This is a genomic window from Pseudomonas sp. CHM02, assembly GCF_000612585.1.
In the GTDB taxonomy this organism is placed as follows: Bacteria; Pseudomonadota; Gammaproteobacteria; order Pseudomonadales; family Pseudomonadaceae; genus Aquipseudomonas.
On record NZ_JFCA01000048.1, the window covers coordinates 15,251 to 34,492 of the forward strand.

The following is a 19,242-nucleotide window of genomic DNA, read 5'->3' on the forward strand; positions in this document are numbered from 1 at the left end:
CCTGCATCATCCTGCTGCGTGGGGTATTGAACGTTGCCCAGTGTGTGGTTGATTGCGCCAAGCATAGGCGTTTCCTTCTAGTCAGTAGAGGATGCTTCGCTGTTTGGGGCGAAGCGACGCCAAACTTATAGAGGTCAAACCCGCCCGGCTATAAACGCCCTGCTGCAAGATATGACTGCACCTCGCGGTTGACTTAGAAGTCGTCGCTCGCGCCTTTTGTGCAATCGCCTGCCTGCGGTGACGTCGCACCCTCCTTGCCTTCCAGCACAAACGCCGTACGATTTTGTGCCACCACGTTGCGTAACGCGCTGTAGTAATCCGGCAGTTTTTGCAGGCTGTCGGTGAGCGGCAACAGCGATGCCCGCGTATCGACCGTGCCGCCTACGAGGTTGACGGTGCCCAGGGTCTGCACCGTATCGCTGTCCCCCAGCGGCGAAACCAGGAAGCCCAGTACTTTGCCTGCCGCATCCCGGCTGTTGCTGGTACCCAGCAAGGGCAACTCCACAATCGGTCCATTGCCCACGCCCCACACACCGAATGTCTGGCCGAAGTCGGCCTTGTGGCGCGGGATGCCCAGGCGATCCGACACATCGAACAGCCCCACCACGCCCACCGTCGTATTCACAGCGAAACGGCCCAGGGTGTTGACCGAGCGTCGCGGGTTGCCCTGCAGCAGGTCATTGATAAACACCTTTGGCTCGCTGAAGTTGCTCGCGAAGTTATGCACACCCTGTTGGAAGAAATCCGGCAGGTATCGGTAACCCCGCGCCACCGGCGCCAGGGCGTAGTCATCCACTGCGCGGTTAAACGCAAACACACCACGGTTGATGGGTTCGGCCGGGTCATACACCGGGTAATCCACCTGCGCGCAACGGGTGGTGGGTGTCACAGGCGCCGGGCTTGCGCAGCCGGTCAGATAAGACACAGTCAGTAGCAGCACGGCCTGGCGGGCCAGATGCTGGGGGGATGTCAGCGAGCGCATGGGCACAGTCTCCGCAAAAGGGAGGCCGATGCTGGCATTCGCGCCTTGCGCAAAGATGTCTGGTTTATTGCGCCATTGACGCTTTATTGCACGATTGAAATATATGACGGGCCGTGCCGAATGGTTTTAGATGGCACCTCGACCCAACCCAGTGAAGACGCCGGTGAGCAACCTGTTGATCGTGGACGATGACCTTGAAGTCCTCGCGCTGCTGAAGAAATTTTTCCTGCAACACGGCTACGTGGTCGAGACCGCTGCCAGTGGTGCCGAACTGTGGGCGGCCATGGAGCGCCAGCCGGCCGACTTGATCATCCTCGACCTGATGCTGCCCGGTGATAACGGCCTGCTGCTGTGCCAGCGCCTGCGCCAGCAATACGCCACGCCCGTGATCATGCTGACGGCCATGGGCGAACTCAGCGACCGCGTGGTGGGCCTCGAAATGGGCGCCGACGACTATTTGAGCAAGCCCTTCGACGCTCGCGAGTTGCTGGCGCGGGTGCGCGCGGTTTTGCGCCGGGCGGGTGAAAGTCGCCCGCCGATGGGGGAGGTCGCGCGCCCGTTGATCCGTTTTGCCGGCTGGCAACTGGACCTCACGCGGCGTGAATTGCGTTCGCCCGACCAGGTGATGATCCCGCTCTCGTCCGGCGAATTCGACCTGCTGCTGGTGTTTGCCGAACACCCCCAGCGTGTGCTGACCCGCGAGCAACTGCTCAACCTGGCACGGGGCCACAGCCATGATGCCTTCGACCGCAGCATCGATGTGCAAGTGAGCCGATTGCGCCGCAAGCTGGAATTCGATACCAAACGTCCGGCGATGATTCGCACGGTGCGCAATGGTGGCTACCAGTTCACCGCCAGCGTGACCCGCTCATGAGTCGCCGCCCGCGCGACACGGTGGCCCGCTGGATTGCCCTGACCATCCTGATTGCGATGTTCACCGCGCTGGCGTTCAACGCCTTGTTCGTGCAGTTGGCAGGCGTATGGGCACGGCCACCGTTGACCGAAACCGGCTTGCTGGAAAAGATAGCCGTGGTGGTGCGCGTGGTGGAAGCGTCCGAGCCGGCGCAGCGACCGCGTCTTGTCCAGGTGGTGGGGGATGAGTCGTTCAGCGTGACGTGGGCCGCGCAGCGCGTGGCGTTTGACTTGCCGGTGCTCGACGACCCGGATTTCCACTCGGGCGAGCAGGTGTTCAAGCACCTGCTCCAGGGCCCGACCCGGCCCATGGAAGCCTACGAACCGTCCGACTGGCCGGACGGCAACGGCCACTATGTGCTGTTGATGCAATTGACTGATCAGTCCTGGCTGATGTTCAGTGCGCGGGCGCGCAGTTGGGGGCTGAATGATGGGGCGCGCAGCCTGATCGTGGTGCTGTTGTTGCTGGTTTCCACCGCGTTGGTCACCCTGGTCGCGACCCGCCGCCTGGCCCGTCCGCTGCAACACTTCGCCCAAGGCGCACGGCGCTTCGGTGCCGACTTTCGCGCACCGCCCATAGAGCCGGTGGGTCCTCACGAAATCCGCCAGGCGATCCTCGCCTTCAACAGCATGCAGGCGCAGTTGCGGCACTTCATCCAGGATCGCACCCAAATGCTCGCGGCGATCTCCCATGATTTGCGCGCGCCGCTGACCCGCCTGCGCCTGCGCGGTGAGTTCATCGAAGATGCTGACCAGCAGCAACGGTTGTTTCGCGATGTCGATGAAATGCAGGCCATGATCAACACCGCCCTGGAGTTCTTCCGCGACGACGCACGCCTGGAGCAGGCGACCCAACTGGACCTGGCGGAATTGCTGCAAACCCTGATCGACGACTACCGCGACCAGGCCATTGACCTCACGTTCAGCGGCCCGCCACGCCTGGTGTACTTCGGCCGGCCCCTGGGCCTGAAAAGGGTGATGACCAACCTGATGGACAACGCCATCCACTACGGCGTGGCGCCGCAGATCGAGCTGCAGCAGAAGCCGGGAGCGGTGGTGATTCGTGTGCTCGATCGTGGCCCGGGCATTCCCGCCGAACATCGGGAACGGGTGTTCCTGCCGTTCTATCGCCTTGAAGGGTCACGCAACAAAAGCACCGGCGGTGTCGGGCTGGGACTTTCTACCGCGCGGGCGATCGTGCTGGAGCACGGTGGTACGTTGACCCTGACAGAACGCCAGGGCGGTGGGTTGGAGGCGGTGGTGGTGTTGCCCGTATGAGGCAAGCCCGGCTCCCACACCTGCCACACGGTCTTGGCGCATCAGGTATGCGAGTCTTCGATGACCTTCGGCACGGTAAAGCGGAACTCACTGCCGCGCCCCACTTCACTCTCGGCGATGATCTTGCCGCCATGCGCCTGAACGATGCCTTGAGTGATATACAGCCCCAGGCCGCTGCCGGTGGGGTTGTTTTCCGCCTGGGTCCAATAGCGATCAAATACGTGCGGCAGTTGTTCTGGCGCAATACCTTCGCCGGAGTCGCGCACCGAGAAAACGATTTCCTCGCCATTGCTCATGGCGCTGATGCCGATATTGCCCTGGCGCGGGGTGAACTTGATAGCGTTGCCGATCAGGTTCGACAGCACCTGGAACAGACGCTCGGGGTCGGCATTGATCTGCAGGCCAGGCTCGGCATTGAACGACAGATCGATACCTTTCTCCATCGCCAGAGGTGCCAGCAGTGAGTAGGCTTCATCAAACATTTGGCTCACGTCGAGTGCCACTGGCTTGACCACATAGCGTCCGGCCTCGATTTTCGAGGTATCGAGCAGGTCTTCCAGCAGCACGTTCATGCGCCCGGCAGCCTGTTGCATCGTATCGATGGCCGAAGAAATCCGCCGCGAAGTATGTGGACCATCGGAACTGAAGGCCTTCTGCATCATGCCGCACAGCATGGAAATCACCGTCATCGGGTTGCGCAGGTCGTGGGACACCACCGCTACCAGCTCATCACGGGCGCGCACGGCTTGTTGTTCGCGCAGCACCTGGCGCGCCAGGTCGTTTTCCAGCGCGGAGCGACGCAAGTCGTTGGCGGCGAAACGGTCGCCATGGCTCCACTTGGTGGAAATGCCGGCCATTTCCACTTTCCAGATTTCAAACGACGTACGTGGGCGAAGGCGCAGGCCAGCGTCGGAATTTTCCAGGTCCAGCGGCTTTTTCGGGTCGCCACTCCAGTTGATGTTCTCTTTCACTTCCGGACGGAACCACAGCACACCGTTATCCACAGGCTTGGGCAGGCTCATGGCCAATACGCCGCTGGCCACCTGCTGGAACTCCGTCGCCGGCGGGTATACCGAGGCCAGGTTATGGCTGGAAAACACCGGCTCGCCACCTTCTTGCAACCACTTGTGCAGCGCGCGGATCTGCGCCGGCTCCGGGCAGTTGCCGTAGCGGTGCAGTTGCTTGTCTTCGATAATCGCCACGCCACCGGACAGGGTCAGGTCCATCAGCAATTGCGGTTGCCGGGCCAGGCCGTCGAACACGTTTTCTTGCGAGGCTTTCATGGCCTGATCCAGCCGGGCCAGGGTCTCGACTTTCTCGTCGCGCTGACGGCTGAGGTCCAGGGCTTCCATGGCGCTGATCTGCAGAGAAAGCACCTGGCCGATGGTCTGGCAGGCGGTGCGCAGGTCGTTCGGCACCAGCAGGGGTTCGCGGTTGCCGCAACTGATCAGGCCCCAGAGTTTGTCGCCCTTCATCAGCGAGATGCTCATGGACGACAACACGCCCATGTTCTGCATGTACTGGCAATGAATCGGCGAGACACTGCGCAGCGTGGCAAAGCTCAAGTCCAGCGGCTGGCCGGTGTCCGGGCGTAGCTTGGGCAGCAGCGGCACCGGCTCGTAGGCCGCATTCGGGATGATGCGCAGCCAGTTGGTGCGATACAACTCGCGGGCTTGTTCAGGGATGTCGGACGCCGGGAAAAACAACCCGTTGAACAGTTCCATGGACGGCGCCGACGCTTCGGCGATCACTTGCCCGTGGCCTTCCTCTTCGAAACGATAGATCAGCACGCGGTCGTAGCCGGTCATGGCCTGGATTTCATTCACGCTGATTTCGTACAGCGCTTGCAGGGTTTTCGCCGACTGTAAACGCTGCAGCATCTTGCCCAGGTCGCTGGTGCGACCGTTCAGTGCCCGTGGGCGGAAGTCTTTGAGCAGCGGTTCGAATTCCAGCACCAGCACATCTTGATGGCGGTGCAGCAGGCCTTCGAACTCCGCGCCGTTAAAGGTGACGTGCAAAGGTGGAGCATCGAAAAACGTGTTGTTCTCGGCCATGACGGCAACGGCCCGGGCGTGCTCGGCACCCACCAGGGTGTGCAATGGCTGGTCGAGCAGCGTCTCGGGCGCATGCCCGAACAGGGTGCCGATGTTGGCACTGACCTGGATGATCTTCAGCGCCGGCTCCGATAACGTCAGCAGCACGCCGTGGGGTTGGATCGCCCCCGGAAAGCGGATGGGCTCGTCGGCACAGTTGGCAAGCAGCTCTTCAAAATCTTCGGTTTTCATAGCAGTACCTCCTGGCTGTCGAGCCATTGCTCAAAGCAGCTGAACGTCGAACGGGCTGCATCCACCGCGTCTTGTCTGGCGGGTGCGTCCAGCGGCATGCGGGCCAGGTAATCGAGAAAATCCTTCCAGCGACGGCCGGTCTCGGTGCCATACACGTTGAGGAACGCACCGCCGTTGTCGGCGTCCAGGCCCAGTCGCTGGGCCATTTCCCGACGCAACACCTGGCCGCCCAGGGTCGCACCCTCCAGTACATACAGCGCACCGAGGCAGGCAGTGGGGGTAGCCAGCGGGGGCAGGTTGGCGCAGCGGGGCAGCGCGTTAATGGCGGGGGCATTCAGGCCTAGGGCGTGAAGGTCGTTCATCAGGGTGGGCGTTTTCACACGCATGACCCGGTCAAAGCCCTCAGGGATCAAATCACTTTCGTACAAGGCGGCTTCCATCGGCGCATAAAAGCCGTAATACGCCCGGAGCAAGCGTCGGTACCAGTCGGCATCCAGGCGCTCGGAGAAAAACGGCAGGCGTTTTTCCAACGCTACGTGCAGCCGGGCTGTGCCTGCGCGCAACGACTCCAGCAATGAGGGCGCACCAACGTCAGGGGCCTGTGAATGCATTCAATAAGCTCGAACTGTGGGCCTCTCGGCCATGAATGACGCGTGGAAATGGGCGACGATTCTACACAACTCACGGCCATCATCTGAACGCACAAAGCGAAAAGGTTGACCGGCGGATCAGCAAAAGTCGCTCCTTGCTCCCATAGTGACCCTAAAGGCCTGCGCGAAGTTCGCTTAAGTGATATTGCGACGCTATCAGTGCATGGACGAACCTTGTGGGTTCAGCGCCGTTTGCACGCACTCGATCAGATGCTCAGTACTCCATGGCTTGGGCAAAAACCGCACCGAGCCACCCAGTTGCGCCGCCAGCTTGGTATTTCCCGAGGTCAGCACCACCGGCACCGTAGGCCAACGGTGGGCCACCACCTTGCTCAAGTCATAGCCATTGAGCAAACCCGGCATCTGGATATCGCTGACAATCAGGTCGACCGGATCATCGCCTCGCTCCAGGTAAATCATCCCCTCATCCGCCGAAGGAAACGACGTAACGACTGCGCCGAAGTCCTCCAGTACATCGACCATTAACGCGCGAATGATTTCGTCGTCTTCCAGTACCAAAATCGATGGCTGAGCCATGATCCTTACTCCTCCATCAGGGATTCAGTAAGGTGGAGTGGGGTGGATTGAAATAGGTTCGATTGGATGTGTGTGGGGCGATGGGTGGTCGTTTTAGAGCGCTTCCCGGGTTGTTGTCAGAAGCGGCAGAGTGACGTTGATACAGGCATAATCAATCCACCGTTGCCCGCTGTGGAGCCCTTGATGAAGTACGCTTTGTTCACCCTTGCCCTGATCCTCAACACCGGTCCGGCCGTCGCCGCCGGTGACGCCGAAGCGGGCGGCAAGCTGTTCGCCAAAACCTGCGGCGGCTGCCACAGCATCGGCGAAGGCGCACGCGGCGGCTTTGGTCCGGAACTCAACGGCATCATCGGGCGACCTGCGGGGACGACCACGGACTATCAGTATTCCGATGCGATGAAAAACTCCGGCGTGGTCTGGACCCGCGACAAACTCGCCGCCTATATCGAGGCGCCGAAGAAGGTGGTGAGTGGTACGCGGATGATTTTCTGGGGCATCAGTGACCAGGAGAAGATTGAAAACATCCTGGCGTACCTTGAGACGTTCCAGTCGAAATAATCATTCCCGCACGTTCCTGAACAGCATCAACCGCGCACTCTCGTGCAGCCCCCGGGTCAGGTCCTGCAAACGCTGGAACTCCTCGGGATGCTGTGCGGCCACGTCGTCTCGCGGGGTAGGCGACGCCAGGTCATGCAGAGTCGGTGAGGTACCGTCGTGCTGCATCTGCAGCAGGAAGTCCTTGGTCACGCCTCCGATGATCGGGAAGGTACCTTCCCGCAGTACCAACGGCACCATGCGCTCGCCTTCCGGTGCCGGCTGCTGGATATCCCGGCCCATGGCGCCATTGGTGAACGGCACGCCCGCCATGCCGGCCACGGTGGGTAGCAAGTCCGCCAGGCCGACAGCTTCTTCGATCACCCGAGGTTGCAGGCCGGGCGCGTGGATCAGCAAAGGCACGTTGTTACTTTCAAGCCCCAACTGTTCGAAGGCCGGTGCCATGTGCGGGATCTGGCTGATGCGCGTGTTGTGGTCGCCGAAGAACACAAAGATGCTGTTGTCGTAGTAACCGTCCGCCTTGGCGATTTCCATCAGCCGACCGATATTGTAGTCCAGCAGGCGCACCGCATTGTATTGCTCGACGCTGCGCGAGCCGGCGGCCTGGGCCTGCTCCAGCGTCACGTTGCTGACCTGGAAGCCATCGTTGTGCTTGGGGATGGTGAATGGACGGTGATTGCCGGAGGTTTGCAGGTAAGCAAAGAAGGGTTGGTCGTTCGGGACCGCGCGCAGCAATGCGTCACCTTCCTTGAATAGGTCCAGGTCGGAAATGCCCCACACGTCCACCCGTGGCGAGCGCCAGTGGCTCTCTTCAAACAGCTGCACGCCGTCGATGCTCTGGCGGATCAGGGCATTGATATTCGCCCAGCCGGCATTGCCACCGATCATGTAGAACTTCCGGTAACCCTCGAAGGCGTTGATCAGCGTGTGTTGCCGGGTGATCAACGGGTTACGCGTCGCGGTTTCCTGGCGGGTGACATCCGGTACGCCGGTGATGCTCGCCCACACGGTCTTGGCGGTACCGGTGACGGGCACGTAAAAGTGTTTGAAGAACCAGCTTTGCGTGGCCAGCTTGTCCAGGTTTGGCGTGGGATTGAGTGGATTTCCATAGGCTCCCACGGCGCTGGTGCCGAGGGATTCGAGCATCACGAAGATCACATTCGGCGGGCGCCCGCCGGCCAGCCGATAGGGCTGCACGCCTTGTTCGCGGATGAAGTTCAGTTGCTCGGCATCGGGCTGGTCGACCCCCAGGTACTGGGCGACCTGAGGGTAATGCTCACGCACCTGGGCCTCATCGAACTGCGATTGGCCGACCTTGAGTGTGTCGTACATAAACAGCACCGGGTTCAGGCCCACGGCGGCCACCTGCGGGTTGCCGGAAAAGAACGCGTCGCTCCAGCGCAGAGGCACCGGGTTCTCCAGGTTGAGGTTGGCGACGCGGCCGAGCAGGGCCAGCAGTACGCCGACCACGCCGATGACAGAAACAGCCGCCAGTGACCATTTGCTGCTGGTGCTGGGGGCGCGGTCCAGCGTCAACCGCTCAAGGCAAATCAACGCCCACACCCATAAGGCCACCGCTCCCAGCCAGCACGCGGTTATCCACAGCACCGGATAGGTTTCCCACACCATCTGTTGTGAAATCTGCGCGTCTTGCAGGTAACGCAGCACGGTCGCATTGATGCGCACACCGAGGTAGGCGTAGTGGCCGAAGTCGATGATGTACACCAGGCCGACCACGGCCAGTGCGACCATCAGATAGGTTCGGGCCAGCCAGCGCAGGGCGGGGCGTGTTGTCAGGTTCCAGCGTGGAATCCAGGCGAGCAGCGCCAGCGGCAGCAGGAGCAGCACCGCCAGGCGCAGGTCGAAACGCAGGCCGATGCCGAGGGTTTCCAGCAGTGCCGGGGTGCTCAAATCAAGGCCGGAAAAGCCCAGCACAAATACCAGCCGCAGCGCGGCCAGCAAGGCAAATACCAACCCGATCGCGCCCACGCCGTAGCGCAGGCGGCGTGATTGCAACGCACCCATTATTTTCCCCATTCTCAAAAACACCACACATCAACTGCGGGCTTGCTCGCGAAAGCGGTGGTTCAGTGCCAGATATGCCGCCTGATACTCCGCATTCGCGAGCAAGCCCGCTCCCACAGTTTGAATTGCATTAATCCAGCGACCACGCAGTAGCCCGCCAAGAGCGGATCAACCAGGTAATCCCAGTAGTTTTCCGACGCCTTGAGCCGCAGCGCGAAGGCCAGGGTGCCGACCGCAAGCATCCACACCGCCAAGCCATTGCGCAGCCATACCATCAGTAGCGCCAAGGCACCTACCAGCATAATCATCGGTCGCGGGTTGAAGCCCCAGCGATAGGGGTCGAAATAAGTCAGCCCCAGCGTCGCCGGGTACAACACCAGGCTTAACACCCCAAACAGCAGCAACATCTGCACCTGATGTTGGCGGCTGATCGACTGCACCACGCCCAAACGACCGAGTGCGACCCACGCCAGCAACACCAACGTGCTGATCGCCAGGTCATCGGTAAAGCTGCGCACATACGCCGCCAGCGGCAGCTCATTGACCGGGATAAAACTCACCGCGGCCAATAGCGGTAACCACCACGGGCGCCAGGGTGCGCTGAATCGAAACGCACTCGACAGCACAAACCCCAGCAGCACAAAACTCAAATGGGCCTGCCATAAAGAAGCCATCACAGCCGCTCCGCCAGCCAGGCTTCGTTGAAGCTGACATGTTTGATAAAGGTGTTATTCCACGAGTACACCAGGTGGTACATGCCGTCCGGGCTGCGGCTGAAATACGGGTACTCGTATTCGAAATCGCAGCCCTGGGGTTTGCACACGCGGTAATCGAGGTTACTGAGAAAGCGTTGCTCCAGCGGCAGACGCCTGGCGCCGCTGGAGGCGCGGAAGCCTTCGCCGATGATTTCTTTATAGGCCTCGGGCGAGAATGGTTGGCCGAGCGGGTCGGGTGACTGGTCCAGCTCTGCCACCGTGCGCCATTGGCTGAGCTGGGCGTCGGTGCCGTAGAGGCTGAGCTTGAAGCGGCCATCCTGCAGATCATTAAGGGCCACCAGCAAGCCGTCGTCCTGCGTGCCCACCGCCGCCAGCGAGGAATTGGGATTGGCCGGCTCCAGCGGGTAAGGTTCGCTCCAGGTTTGCCCGGCGTCTTCGGTGCGGCTGGCGAGCACGCGGTGATGGGTGTCGCCGGCATAGCGCAACATCGCCACGGCGCGCTTGCCATCCAGCGGCACGATGGTCGGCTGCAGTGAGTGCTTGCCGCGGCTGATGCGGAATTTATCGATCACCGCTCCATCGGCGCTCAAATACAGGTATTCGGCAAACTTGCCCATGAACTCGTGGTACACCGGCAGGCCGATGGAGCCGTCGGCATGGAACACCGGCGCGGCGCGCACCAGGGTGCTGATATTGAAGAATGGCGAGGTGACCAGTTGCCTCGGTGCCGACCAACTGGCGCCCATGTCGTCCGACACCATCAGATTGATCGCACTGGTGGCCCAGCCGCCGACTGACACTGACACATAAAACATCCATAGGCGTTTATCCGGGCCCAGGGCGATCACCGGGTTGCCCAGCTTGCGGATATAGCGCTGGGTGCCGTCGCGGGTGCTTTCACGCGTGGCCAGCACCTGCTCGGCGCCCCATTCGCCGCTGCCTGCATCAAAGCGCGCGGTGCGTACCTGCACATCGGCCGCGCCTTCGCGCGAGCCGGCGAACCACACCGCCATCAAGTCGCCGCCAGGCAGGGCGGTGACGGACGAGGAGTGCACGAAGTCGGTGAGCTGGGTCGACACGAACCGGCTGCTGTACTGCGCAGGCGCCGCCACTTTTGCGGTGTTCGGGCTGGCCTGGGCAAACGGTGCCAATACGTGGGGCGGATGGCTCTGCCAGGCGGCAAAAAATACCCCCAGCAGGCTGAAAATCAATAAGGCGGAGCGCATAGGGGACCTGTGGATAAAAAGGATTACTGCGCACGCTCATCCGGCAGGCGCTTCCTGCGACCGGTGAGCATGGATAACGGCAGGTTGTCCCGCACCTGGATGCTTTCAAAGATCGCGGCCAGCACATGCACGCAGACCAGCCCCAGCAGCGCATTGGCGGCGGTCTCGTGAATTTGCAGCGGCCAATCGGCACCCCATAGAGCGTCGACTTCCTGCATCAGGAAACCGCTGGTGCCGATGGTCAGCAGCGCCAGCAACATCAACAGCATCACCAGCGCGCCAATCGGCGAATGCCCCAGGCGGTGTTGCGGCCGACCATTGAGCAGCGAGCGCAGGTGGGCATTCAGGCGTTTCGGCGTCGGCCAGAAGTCCGCCCAACGGGCACTGTGCGGACTGACAAATCCCCATATCACTCGTACCAGCAACCAGGCCATGGCGTAGTAGCCCAGCCAGACATGCCAGTCATCGCCTGCTTCGTTAAAGAAGTAATTGGCGACAAAGACCCCGGCGATCGACAGATGAAACAGCCTCACCAGCGGGTCCCACAGGCGCAGGGATTCGCCTGGCATCAGCCCTTGATCTCAGTCTTCACGGCTTTGCCGGTGACGGGGTCGTGGTAGATCTCGACCTTGCGCTTGTCCTTGTCGAAGCCATAGATTTCGTAGCAGTTGCCGTCGGTGACCTTGAACTTGCTGATGGTGTAGCCTTCGGCCTTGAGCTTGTCCTGGAAGGCTTTTTCGTCTTGCCATTGCGAGCGCTCCGCGGTGGTGCACTGCGGGCCGGCGATGGCCATGGGGCTGGCGAGAATCAGGGACAGCAGGAGAATTTTGCGCATGGAAAAGCTCTCAGCAGATGTGGGAGGTTTCACAGTGCAAAACCAACCTTAGCGCAACCTTAGTTGGTAATGCGCCGTAACATCTTTGCCGAAATAGCCTGGGCCAGAACCCGGCATGATGCCGCCGATTCCTACAGAGATTCTGCTATGCGCCTACTCCTCGTCGAAGATGACCGTGCCCTCGGCCAGGGGATTCGCGTGGCGTTGGGCGCCGAAGGCTATACCCTCGATTGGTTGCAGGATGGCCTCGCGGCCCTGCATGCCCTGCGCACGGAAAGCTTCGACCTGTTGCTGCTCGACCTCGGCCTGCCGCGCCTCGATGGCCTCGACGTATTGCAGCAACTGCGTGCCGACCAGCACGACGTGCCGGTGCTGATCCTCACCGCCCGCGATGGTACCGCCGAACGCATTGCCGGCTTGGATGCGGGCGCAGACGACTACCTGATCAAACCCTTCGATGTGGAGGAACTCAAGGCCCGCGTGCGTGCCTTGTTGCGCCGCAGCCAAGGCCGTGCCCAGCCGATGCTGGAACACGCCGGCGTCAGCCTCGATCCGGCCACCCAGCAAGTGCGCTATCTGGACGCCGACATCATCGTCACCCCCATGGAATACCAACTGTTGCATCAGCTGATGGTCCGTCCTGGCAAAGTCGTGACCCGCGAACGTTTATCGCGTGCGTTGTATGGCTGGCAGGATCGGGTCGAGAGCAATACCTTGGAAGTGCTGATCCACAACTTGCGTAAAAAGTTATCCACCGAACTGATCCGCACCGTGCGTGGTGTCGGCTATGTGCTGGCGCTCAAGCCATGACCTCGGTTCGTGCACGCATCCTCATCCCCGTATTACTGCTGATCCTGGCGGGTGATGCCTTGATCAGCTGGCTGGTGCTGCGCGACAGCCACCACGAAATCGAAGAAGTCTACGACGCCCAACTCGCCCAGAGTGCGCGCTTGCTGCAAGGCGTGCTGCGCCAACGTGATCCTGGGGAGGCGGATTGGGCGCGTTTGTACCAGGCGTTCGACCATGCCATGAGTCGCGTGGGCGAGGACGGCGTGGCCCATCCCTATGAAACCCGCCTGACCTTCCAGGTATGGAACAGCGCGGGTGAGTTGCTCGTGCGCTCCTCCGAAGCACCGGTGCTGGCGGCACCGCCAACGACCCTCGGTTCCCACGACCTGATGGACAACGGCAATGACTGGTGCGCCTTCCTTCTCGCCGACCCGCAACAGGGCCTGCTGATCTGGGTGGGCGAACGTGACGACATTCGCCAGGACGTGATCCAGCGCATCATGCGCCACACCCTCTGGCCCACGCTGATCGGCGTGCCGCTGCTGGCGCTGTTGATCTGGCTGACCATCGGCTGGGGCCTCAAGCCCTTGCGCGCCATGGTGTTGTCGATTCGTGGGCGCAACACCGACACGTTGCAGCCTCTGCACCTCAAGCCTCTGCCTACCGACCTGGAACCCATGCAAACCGCGCTTAACCGGCTGCTGGTTCAAGTCGATGAACTGCTGGCACGCGAACGCCGCTTCATCGCCGACGCCGCCCATGAACTGCGCACGCCCCTGGCGATCCTGCGCATTCATGCCCAGAACGCGCAGACGGCCGTCACCGAGGAGCAGCGTCGCGAGGCGTTGGAATTTTTGGTCAGCGGCGTCGACCGCGCCACCCGCATCGGCAGTCAATTGCTGACCATGGCGCGCATCGAGCCGCAACTGAACAACCCCGTGTGTGAGCGTGTGCAACTGACCGAGCTGGTGCGCGAAGAACTCGCCGAGCTGACCCCACTGGCCATGGAAAAAGGCGTGGAACTGGTGCTCGAAGGTAATGAAGATTGCTGGGTCGAAACCGAGCCGGTGGCGCTGGCCATTGCGTTCCAGAACCTGGTGACCAACGCCCTCAACTTTTCCCCAGTGGGCAGCGAAGTAAAAGTGGTGATTGGCGCTCATTGCCTGAGCGTGAAAGACCAAGGCCCGGGGATTGATGAGATGCACATGGAGCGCCTGTTCGAGCGGTTTTACAGCAGGGGCAATGCCAATGGTGCGGGGTTGGGGTTGGCGATCGTGCAGATGATCGTCGGCAAGATCGGCTGCCGGTTGGCGCTGCATAACCGCAAGCAGGGTGGGTTGTGCGCGCGATTGGTGTTTAACGCGCCCTAAGGGGAGCGCAAAGCGACGCCGATCAAATGTGGGAGCTGTCGAGCCCCGGCGAGGCTGCGATGGGATTACCTCGGGAGGCCTGCCATACCGCAGCGCTAGCATCGCAGCCCTCCTCAAGCCCGGCAGCGGCGCTTAAACTGCGGAAAATTCCGTTCAAGCTCGGGTCCAGTCATCACTCACTCTCACCTTGATAAGGACATCCTCCCGTGAAGCGAATCGCGCTGTTCTCCCTCGTTACCCTCGCCCTATGCGCCTGCCAATCCAACCAACGCGACTCATCGCCCAGCCTGTTCAAGGACGGCGTCCAACTTCGCCAGAAAACCGTGGCCGTGGATGCAGAGCACGCCAAAGTCATCATGAAAGCCTACGGCGGCACCGCCCCCGTGGAATTCTCGATCCGCCGCGAAGGCGACCCCGACCAACGCATGGAAACCCTCGGCACCGTGATGGACACGGGCGAAGGCCGCGTCTTCAACTGGATCGCCAAGCTCAACCAAACCGTTGCCAGTGCAGGGTTCAAGCGTTTTCCACAGCTGGAAATCCAAGCCGATCCTGGCAAGCAACTCACCGTCGCCAGCACGGCGAACAACCGGGGCAACGGGGTTTACTACAGCTGTGGGCCGGTGATGAGCACCTTCAGCCCGGAGAAGGCAAAGGTCTACCTGGTGGAGTTTCAGTTCAAGCTGGAGCCTTCGGCGTGTGCGCTGCAGGTGTTTGATATTACGGATCCGGGGAATCGTGTGTTGATTGGTGGGGTGGGGAGTGAGATGAAGGCGAGCTAAGTGGACGGACCAAACAAATGTGGATGCTGTGCTTGGAAGGACCTGAAGGTTTGATACTTCCAGCGCTCTGCGCCAGGGTCTTCATCGGTCGTGCTGACTTCGCCGAAGTACCAATGCTCTGACTCGAAGACGGTTCCTTCTTCGTCCTCGTGGATGAAGTGAAAGCCAACTTCGTGGAGGCCCGGCGGAACGACCAACCCCCATTCGCGGGCAAGGCTTCGGCCGATGATGCGTGTTTGGCGAAAGTACTCGTAGTCAAAGGGCTGAGTGTGGCCGAGAAGGCGGGCTTTGTCGGTGTAGACACAGACTCGGCTTGAGAACATGTCCGGGACCATGATGCAGGCGACAATCCAGCACTCAGGGTCACCGTCTGATCGTGCTTCAACCAAGTGACCTGCAACCTTGATCATCTGTTGAGCGCAATGCGCCAGAATTTCCGGTGTGGTTTGATTGCCTTCAACAAGGTTTTCAATAACTGGGATTTTTAGGTTTATATAGTCGGGTCGCAGCGGTAACTCTTCGTAAAAACAGCCTTCGAAGCTGTCTGCCCAGCGGGTCAGAGCTCTGAGGTGCCTGGGGATGTTGCGGAGTTTTTTGTTTGTGAGTGACAGTCTGCGCATTAAGCTGAATTCTCGGAGTTTGTGTTATTCGTTTGCATCTTCGTAATCAAACGCGATGAAGTAGTCGCTTTCTAAAAGAGCAATTTCATGAGAAAAACGTGCCTGTATCAGTGGTAGCCACTCCCTCCGCAGCTCAAACATCCCGTTATTGACATCTTCGGCTGTCGACAATCCAAGCTCGGAAATCGCGGAGTAATCGTCTCCCATATCTGCCGAGTCCTCCGCGCCACGTAGCTGCTGTGTGGTTCTGTCGAACCATTCCAATCTCACTTTTAGTCCCATGTAGCCCTCACAGGTATCTTCTGATATTTCGTTTTTTCTTCGGTCCTTTTAGCTGCTCGCCGGTTACGTGGCTGAACGCACCTAAATGGCTCCCATCACTTGCTAGATAAACTTCCAGCTCTCCATGTTGAGAGTCCCACTCATAGATTCTCCGGCCTTTTTCCTCAATCCAACGCTCTCTTAACCCGGCGCCTCCCTGTCTGGGAGTCATGGGTTTTGCTTTGATCAGGCCTGCAAAGCCAGTTATTTTTTCGGTATTAGGCGCCTTGTGGTACTTGTGATCCCCAGCCTTGACACTGACGACCACATACAGCGGCCGAACCCCCGACTCCACCGGGAACACCAGAATAAAATCCCGATACTCCGGTGGATAAATCGGATTCACCAGAATCTGCGCGGCCTTCTCCGTCGGCGGATAAATCCAGATCACCGGCGCTTGCGGCGCAGCCTCCAAGGCTGGAATACCCAGCGTGTCACTTGGATCAACGGCGGGCGTCCAGATCAGCTCCACACCCTCGTCCAAATCCGCCACAAACTGATCGTCACGGTGTTGAAACTGCACCACATCAATCATCTGCCAATCGGCATGGTTGCCCGTGTAGAACCCATACCCCTTGAGCGTGCCGTCCTCGCGTTGCTCGATATGCAACCGCATCTGCGACCGCGCCCGTTGCATCGAACGCAACTGCTCCTCGCTGTAGAGCGCGCTATCACCCAGCTCCGACGGCCAGGCCAGCGCCACCAACCCCGTCAACAGGCCACCGGCGACCGATCCAACGGCAGTCGCCGCCGACTCCCAAACTGCCGACCGCAACGCCAACTGCCCCAAGCCAGCGGGCAATGTGCTGCCGCCGATCTTGCGCAAGGCAACCGCGCCCCTGCTATCCACCTCACGCCCACCCAGCAGGCTTAAGTGGCCGTACTCCCTGATCAGCTCCAACGGCACATACCCGGCCGGGTTGAAGTAATGAGTGATGCCATCAGGCAGTTGGCAAGGCTTGATGAAGACGCAGCCGGGAGGTTTGGCTCGCGTGGGGGCTGGGGCAGGAGATGGCTCTAAAAAATTAACCGATGGCGAATACGGCACACGCGACGGCTGCGGCGTCAGGATGCGTCGTTTGCGTAACTCTTCTTCGGTGGGTGGGTAAAAGCGTTCTGGCATGACGGCTCACTTCCTTGTGCGAGGAGGTGAGCCTACGAGGGGGGAGCGATGGGAGGTATTGGCATTGTTCGATGGCTGGCGTGGGAAAAGGCAACAGGTTGTCAGCGCTGTAGAAGGCGAGCGTTTGAGTTCTTTTATCCACATGCGACAGGCGTGTGCGTTTTGTCCTGCAACCAAAACCTACGTCTTGCGTAGGACCGTTCTGGATTCGCTCTGGAGTCCTCTTGAGTTGCATGGCGTTTGCTACGGTCGCGGAAAAAATACGCGATGGAAAAGCCGAATGCTGACATTCAACACCCTATGGAAAAACCACCCGGAAATCTTTGGCGACGCCGCGCCATGCAGAACCAACGGCGCCAAGAATTTCAGTGATCAATGCGCGATCAATCTTGGCGTGGCACTGCGTAGATCTGGCGTCGACCTGAGCAGATTAAGCAGCGTGCGCTATTGTTGGCAGCATCCCAAAAGCGAGGTGCACATACTGGCGGCAGAGGAAATGGCCAGTGCATTAAGCCGCAGCATCATTCCCGGTTTACGAAGCGTGAAGAAGATAAAACCCGAAAACTTCGAAGATGAGTTGGCTGGGCATCAAGGCATCATCTTCTTCAAAGACTTTTGGCGCCGGGGAAACGAAACGTTTGGTAATCGCAGTGGTGATCACATCGACCTATGGAACGGGCGGCGGTTGACGGACTGGTTGAGCTATCCGCGTATTCAGCTGGGATTTTCGATTGAAGGGACGTTCTCGGATTATCACGAGTCCAGGGAGATATGGTTTTGGAAGGTTGCCTGAAAGTGGTTAAGGGGGTTGTGTTTGTTGTGCTGGTGGTTGCCGTGGCACTTGGGGTGTTTAACGGGGTTGTAGTGGTGGTATCGGCGTATTTCGGGCCGTTTTATGAGGGAGATGCGGAGCAGAGTCGGAATTTTGGGCTTTGGCTGGTGGGGAATGGGGTGGTTGTTGTAGGGACGGTGACGGGTGGGGTGGGTTGGTACCGCAGGCTTCTGCGAAGGCGGCGGGGTGATGAGCTTACCAAGCGGAAGTAGGAGCTGAACCGGTATCGATCGATGGTAATTTTTCGAATATTGCGATTTTCGTTTGTTTCGTTTAGGTTTGGTCTCAACTGAATGTCGAGACACCGGAGTTGCATCATGATCGCCAATCACCTCCCTAAAACCATTCCTCCGCTGGAAAAGGAAGTCGAAGCCGCCGTACAAGGCCAGCGCGAGTTGGCCTCGCTGCTGTCGACCAAATTTGAAACCCAGCGCATCGACATCTTCGACAAAGAAGACAAGCCTCACAGTCTGGTACTCCCCACCTCAGCACTGCGCTTGCTGGTCGATATCCTGGGCGAGTTGGCTATCGGCAATGCTGTCAAGGTCGTCCCGGTGCACGCCGAATTGACCTCGCAGGAGGCCGCTGACCTGCTTAACGTTTCACGGCCGCATTTGGTGAAGATGTTGGAGGAGGGGGCTATTCCTTTTACAAAAACGGGGCGGCATCGGCGTGTCCGGTTTTCGGATTTAATGGCATTTAAGCAGCGGCGTGATGAGGAAAGTCAGGTGGCGATGGAAGCGCTAGCACAACAAGCACAGGAGCTGGGAATGGGGTATGACGGATGAGGTGCTCGCCTTTTACTGCTGTATACGATGCTTGTGTTCTCTACCCGGCGGCGCTTCGGGATTTACTGATGTGGCTTGGCTTGTCAGGGCTGTATCGAGCGAGATGGACCCGCCAGATTCATGAGGAGTGGAAGCGCAACGTACTCAAGAACCGGCCCGATCTGACGGCGGAGCAAGTGAATTGCACGTCAGCGCTGATGGACAAGGCTATACCTGACGCTTTGGTTACGGGATATGAGGATCTGTGTTCGAGCTTGGATCTGCCCGATCCTGATGATCGTCACGTGCTGGCGGCGGCGATTCGGAGTAAAGCTGAGGTTATTGTGACCTTCAATTTGAAAGACTTCCCGCCGTACATCCTGTCTGCTTATGACATTGAGCCGATGTATCCAGATGACTTTATTTCGGATCTTTGGGATCTGGATCAGGCGGCGGTGCTGGGAGCGGCGCAGAAGCAGAGGAGGGCGTTGAAGCGTCCTCCGATGGAGGCGGGGAATTATCTTGAGATGTTGATGCGGCAGGGGTTGGTGCAGACGAGCAAGCTGCTTGGGCCTTATGAGGTCATGCTATAAATTTTATATGTGAAGGTGTGACTTTGACTGAGGGTGACTGGGCC

21 protein-coding genes are annotated in these 19,242 nt (G+C 59.8%); 9 read left to right on the forward strand and 12 right to left on the reverse strand.

The features are described 5' to 3' along the window. Positions 1-193: 193 nt before the first annotated feature. Positions 194-982, reverse strand: coding sequence for a VacJ family lipoprotein (locus BM70_RS0124600; RefSeq protein ID WP_025858498.1), 789 nt, complete (start codon positions 980-982; stop codon positions 194-196). A gap of 163 nt (positions 983-1,145) precedes the next feature. Here BM70_RS0124600 and BM70_RS0124605 point away from each other — a divergent pair, with 163 nt between their 5' ends. After that, positions 1,146-1,856 carry a response regulator gene (locus tag BM70_RS0124605; protein ID WP_025858499.1) on the forward strand — a complete coding sequence of 237 codons (711 nt, stop codon included), beginning with the start codon at positions 1,146-1,148 and terminating at the stop codon, positions 1,854-1,856. Beyond that, positions 1,853-3,172, forward strand: a complete 1,320-nt coding sequence (locus tag BM70_RS0124610) for an ATP-binding protein (RefSeq protein ID WP_025858500.1) — start codon at positions 1,853-1,855, stop codon at positions 3,170-3,172. Before BM70_RS0124605 ends, BM70_RS0124610 begins: the two co-directional genes overlap by 4 nt. Before the next feature lie 41 nt (positions 3,173-3,213). Here the strand turns inward: BM70_RS0124610 and BM70_RS0124615 are convergent, their stop codons facing one another. The 3 genes from BM70_RS0124615 to BM70_RS0124625 all read right to left on the reverse strand — a co-directional run bounded on the left by BM70_RS0124615 (position 3,214) and on the right by BM70_RS0124625 (position 6,644). Further along, complete coding sequence (locus tag BM70_RS0124615) at positions 3,214-5,457, reverse strand: ATP-binding protein (RefSeq protein WP_025858501.1); 2,244 nt, start codon at positions 5,455-5,457, stop codon at positions 3,214-3,216. Then, entirely contained in the window at positions 5,454-6,068 is a 615-nt protein-coding gene (locus BM70_RS0124620) for a biliverdin-producing heme oxygenase (RefSeq protein ID WP_025858502.1), read from the reverse strand. The genes BM70_RS0124615 and BM70_RS0124620 overlap by 4 nt, the downstream gene beginning before the upstream one ends. A 195-nt stretch (positions 6,069-6,263) precedes the next feature. After that, the gene (locus tag BM70_RS0124625) at positions 6,264-6,644 is read right to left on the reverse strand and encodes a response regulator (RefSeq protein ID WP_025858503.1); all 381 of its coding nucleotides are present in this window, start codon (positions 6,642-6,644) and stop codon (positions 6,264-6,266) included. Between the two features lie 183 nt (positions 6,645-6,827). Between BM70_RS0124625 and BM70_RS0124630 the strand changes: the two genes are divergently transcribed. Continuing rightward, complete coding sequence (locus BM70_RS0124630) at positions 6,828-7,202, forward strand: cytochrome c family protein (protein ID WP_025858504.1); 375 nt, start codon at positions 6,828-6,830, stop codon at positions 7,200-7,202. Here the strand turns inward: BM70_RS0124630 and BM70_RS0124635 are convergent, their stop codons facing one another. The 5 genes from BM70_RS0124635 to BM70_RS0124655 form a co-directional block, all read right to left on the reverse strand. After that, complete coding sequence (locus BM70_RS0124635) at positions 7,203-9,224, reverse strand: LTA synthase family protein (protein ID WP_025858505.1); 2,022 nt, start codon at positions 9,222-9,224, stop codon at positions 7,203-7,205. It lies immediately after the preceding gene. A gap of 62 nt (positions 9,225-9,286) precedes the next feature. Beyond that, positions 9,287-9,898 (reverse strand): membrane protein, encoded by a 612-nt coding sequence (locus BM70_RS0124640; protein ID WP_025858506.1) that lies wholly within the window; start codon positions 9,896-9,898, stop codon positions 9,287-9,289. Continuing rightward, on the reverse strand, positions 9,898-11,166 hold the full coding sequence (locus BM70_RS0124645; protein ID WP_025858507.1) for an exo-alpha-sialidase: 1,269 nt from the start codon (positions 11,164-11,166) through the stop codon (positions 9,898-9,900). The genes BM70_RS0124640 and BM70_RS0124645 overlap by 1 nt, the downstream gene beginning before the upstream one ends. Before the next feature lie 23 nt (positions 11,167-11,189). Then, positions 11,190-11,735: a cytochrome b/b6 domain-containing protein gene (locus tag BM70_RS0124650; protein WP_025858508.1), complete on the reverse strand. Its 546-nt coding sequence runs from the start codon at positions 11,733-11,735 to the stop codon at positions 11,190-11,192. Next, on the reverse strand, positions 11,735-12,001 hold the full coding sequence (locus BM70_RS0124655) for a PepSY domain-containing protein (protein ID WP_025858509.1): 267 nt from the start codon (positions 11,999-12,001) through the stop codon (positions 11,735-11,737). Before BM70_RS0124655 ends, BM70_RS0124650 begins: the two co-directional genes overlap by 1 nt. 147 nt (positions 12,002-12,148) lie before the next feature. On the opposite strand from BM70_RS0124655, the gene BM70_RS0124660 reads away from it, so the two are divergent. The 3 genes from BM70_RS0124660 (at position 12,149) to BM70_RS0124670 (ending at position 14,942) form a co-directional block, all read left to right on the forward strand. Further along, positions 12,149-12,811 (forward strand): response regulator, encoded by a 663-nt coding sequence (locus BM70_RS0124660; protein ID WP_025858510.1) that lies wholly within the window; start codon positions 12,149-12,151, stop codon positions 12,809-12,811. Beyond that, on the forward strand, positions 12,808-14,160 hold the full coding sequence (locus BM70_RS0124665) for an ATP-binding protein (RefSeq protein ID WP_025858511.1): 1,353 nt from the start codon (positions 12,808-12,810) through the stop codon (positions 14,158-14,160). Before BM70_RS0124660 ends, BM70_RS0124665 begins: the two co-directional genes overlap by 4 nt. Positions 14,161-14,366: 206 nt before the next feature. Beyond that, a complete protein-coding gene (locus BM70_RS0124670) occupies positions 14,367-14,942 on the forward strand; it encodes a membrane protein (RefSeq protein ID WP_025858512.1) in 576 nt (191 codons plus the stop codon). Here the strand turns inward: BM70_RS0124670 and BM70_RS0124675 are convergent. The 3 genes from BM70_RS0124675 to BM70_RS0124685 are packed head-to-tail and all read right to left on the reverse strand — an operon-like array spanning position 14,939 to position 17,006. After that, positions 14,939-15,562 carry a DUF3916 domain-containing protein gene (locus BM70_RS0124675; protein ID WP_025858513.1) on the reverse strand — a complete coding sequence of 208 codons (624 nt, stop codon included), beginning with the start codon at positions 15,560-15,562 and terminating at the stop codon, positions 14,939-14,941. The two genes, BM70_RS0124670 and BM70_RS0124675, sit on opposite strands and share 4 nt — an antisense overlap. A 24-nt stretch (positions 15,563-15,586) precedes the next feature. Then, on the reverse strand, positions 15,587-15,844 hold the full coding sequence (locus tag BM70_RS0124680; protein ID WP_025858514.1) for a colicin E3-like toxin immunity protein: 258 nt from the start codon (positions 15,842-15,844) through the stop codon (positions 15,587-15,589). 7 nt (positions 15,845-15,851) lie between these two features. Beyond that, positions 15,852-17,006 carry an S-type pyocin domain-containing protein gene (locus BM70_RS0124685; RefSeq protein ID WP_025858515.1) on the reverse strand — a complete coding sequence of 385 codons (1,155 nt, stop codon included), beginning with the start codon at positions 17,004-17,006 and terminating at the stop codon, positions 15,852-15,854. 280 nt (positions 17,007-17,286) lie between these two features. Here BM70_RS0124685 and BM70_RS0124690 point away from each other — a divergent pair, with 280 nt between their 5' ends. The 3 genes from BM70_RS0124690 to BM70_RS0124705 all read left to right on the forward strand — a co-directional run bounded on the left by BM70_RS0124690 (position 17,287) and on the right by BM70_RS0124705 (position 19,198). Beyond that, a complete protein-coding gene (locus BM70_RS0124690) occupies positions 17,287-17,799 on the forward strand; it encodes a type VI secretion system amidase effector protein Tae4 (RefSeq protein ID WP_025858516.1) in 513 nt (170 codons plus the stop codon). A 356-nt stretch (positions 17,800-18,155) separates the two neighbouring features. After that, positions 18,156-18,626, forward strand: a complete 471-nt coding sequence (locus BM70_RS0124700; protein WP_025858518.1) for a helix-turn-helix domain-containing protein — start codon at positions 18,156-18,158, stop codon at positions 18,624-18,626. Next, entirely contained in the window at positions 18,623-19,198 is a 576-nt protein-coding gene (locus BM70_RS0124705; protein WP_025858519.1) for a PIN domain-containing protein, read from the forward strand. Before BM70_RS0124700 ends, BM70_RS0124705 begins: the two co-directional genes overlap by 4 nt. The last annotated feature ends 44 nt before the right edge of the window (positions 19,199-19,242 follow it).

Coding starts and splice junctions, on each gene's coding strand:
- BM70_RS0124600 (WP_025858498.1), bottom strand. CDS start 982: ATGCGCTCGCTGACATCCCCCCAGCATCTGGCCCGCCAGGCCGTGCTG.
- BM70_RS0124610 (WP_025858500.1), top strand. CDS start 1,853: ATGAGTCGCCGCCCGCGCGACACGGTGGCCCGCTGGATTGCCCTGACC.
- BM70_RS0124615 (WP_025858501.1), bottom strand. CDS start 5,457: ATGAAAACCGAAGATTTTGAAGAGCTGCTTGCCAACTGTGCCGACGAG.
- BM70_RS0124620 (WP_025858502.1), bottom strand. CDS start 6,068: ATGCATTCACAGGCCCCTGACGTTGGTGCGCCCTCATTGCTGGAGTCG.
- BM70_RS0124625 (WP_025858503.1), bottom strand. CDS start 6,644: ATGGCTCAGCCATCGATTTTGGTACTGGAAGACGACGAAATCATTCGC.
- BM70_RS0124630 (WP_025858504.1), top strand. CDS start 6,828: ATGAAGTACGCTTTGTTCACCCTTGCCCTGATCCTCAACACCGGTCCG.
- BM70_RS0124635 (WP_025858505.1), bottom strand. CDS start 9,224: ATGGGTGCGTTGCAATCACGCCGCCTGCGCTACGGCGTGGGCGCGATC.
- BM70_RS0124640 (WP_025858506.1), bottom strand. CDS start 9,898: ATGGCTTCTTTATGGCAGGCCCATTTGAGTTTTGTGCTGCTGGGGTTT.
- BM70_RS0124645 (WP_025858507.1), bottom strand. CDS start 11,166: ATGCGCTCCGCCTTATTGATTTTCAGCCTGCTGGGGGTATTTTTTGCC.
- BM70_RS0124650 (WP_025858508.1), bottom strand. CDS start 11,735: ATGCCAGGCGAATCCCTGCGCCTGTGGGACCCGCTGGTGAGGCTGTTT.
- BM70_RS0124655 (WP_025858509.1), bottom strand. CDS start 12,001: ATGCGCAAAATTCTCCTGCTGTCCCTGATTCTCGCCAGCCCCATGGCC.
- BM70_RS0124660 (WP_025858510.1), top strand. CDS start 12,149: ATGCGCCTACTCCTCGTCGAAGATGACCGTGCCCTCGGCCAGGGGATT.
- BM70_RS0124665 (WP_025858511.1), top strand. CDS start 12,808: ATGACCTCGGTTCGTGCACGCATCCTCATCCCCGTATTACTGCTGATC.
- BM70_RS0124675 (WP_025858513.1), bottom strand. CDS start 15,562: ATGCGCAGACTGTCACTCACAAACAAAAAACTCCGCAACATCCCCAGG.
- BM70_RS0124680 (WP_025858514.1), bottom strand. CDS start 15,844: ATGGGACTAAAAGTGAGATTGGAATGGTTCGACAGAACCACACAGCAG.
- BM70_RS0124685 (WP_025858515.1), bottom strand. CDS start 17,006: ATGCCAGAACGCTTTTACCCACCCACCGAAGAAGAGTTACGCAAACGA.
- BM70_RS0124690 (WP_025858516.1), top strand. CDS start 17,287: ATGCTGACATTCAACACCCTATGGAAAAACCACCCGGAAATCTTTGGC.
- BM70_RS0124700 (WP_025858518.1), top strand. CDS start 18,156: ATGATCGCCAATCACCTCCCTAAAACCATTCCTCCGCTGGAAAAGGAA.
- BM70_RS0124705 (WP_025858519.1), top strand. CDS start 18,623: ATGAGGTGCTCGCCTTTTACTGCTGTATACGATGCTTGTGTTCTCTAC.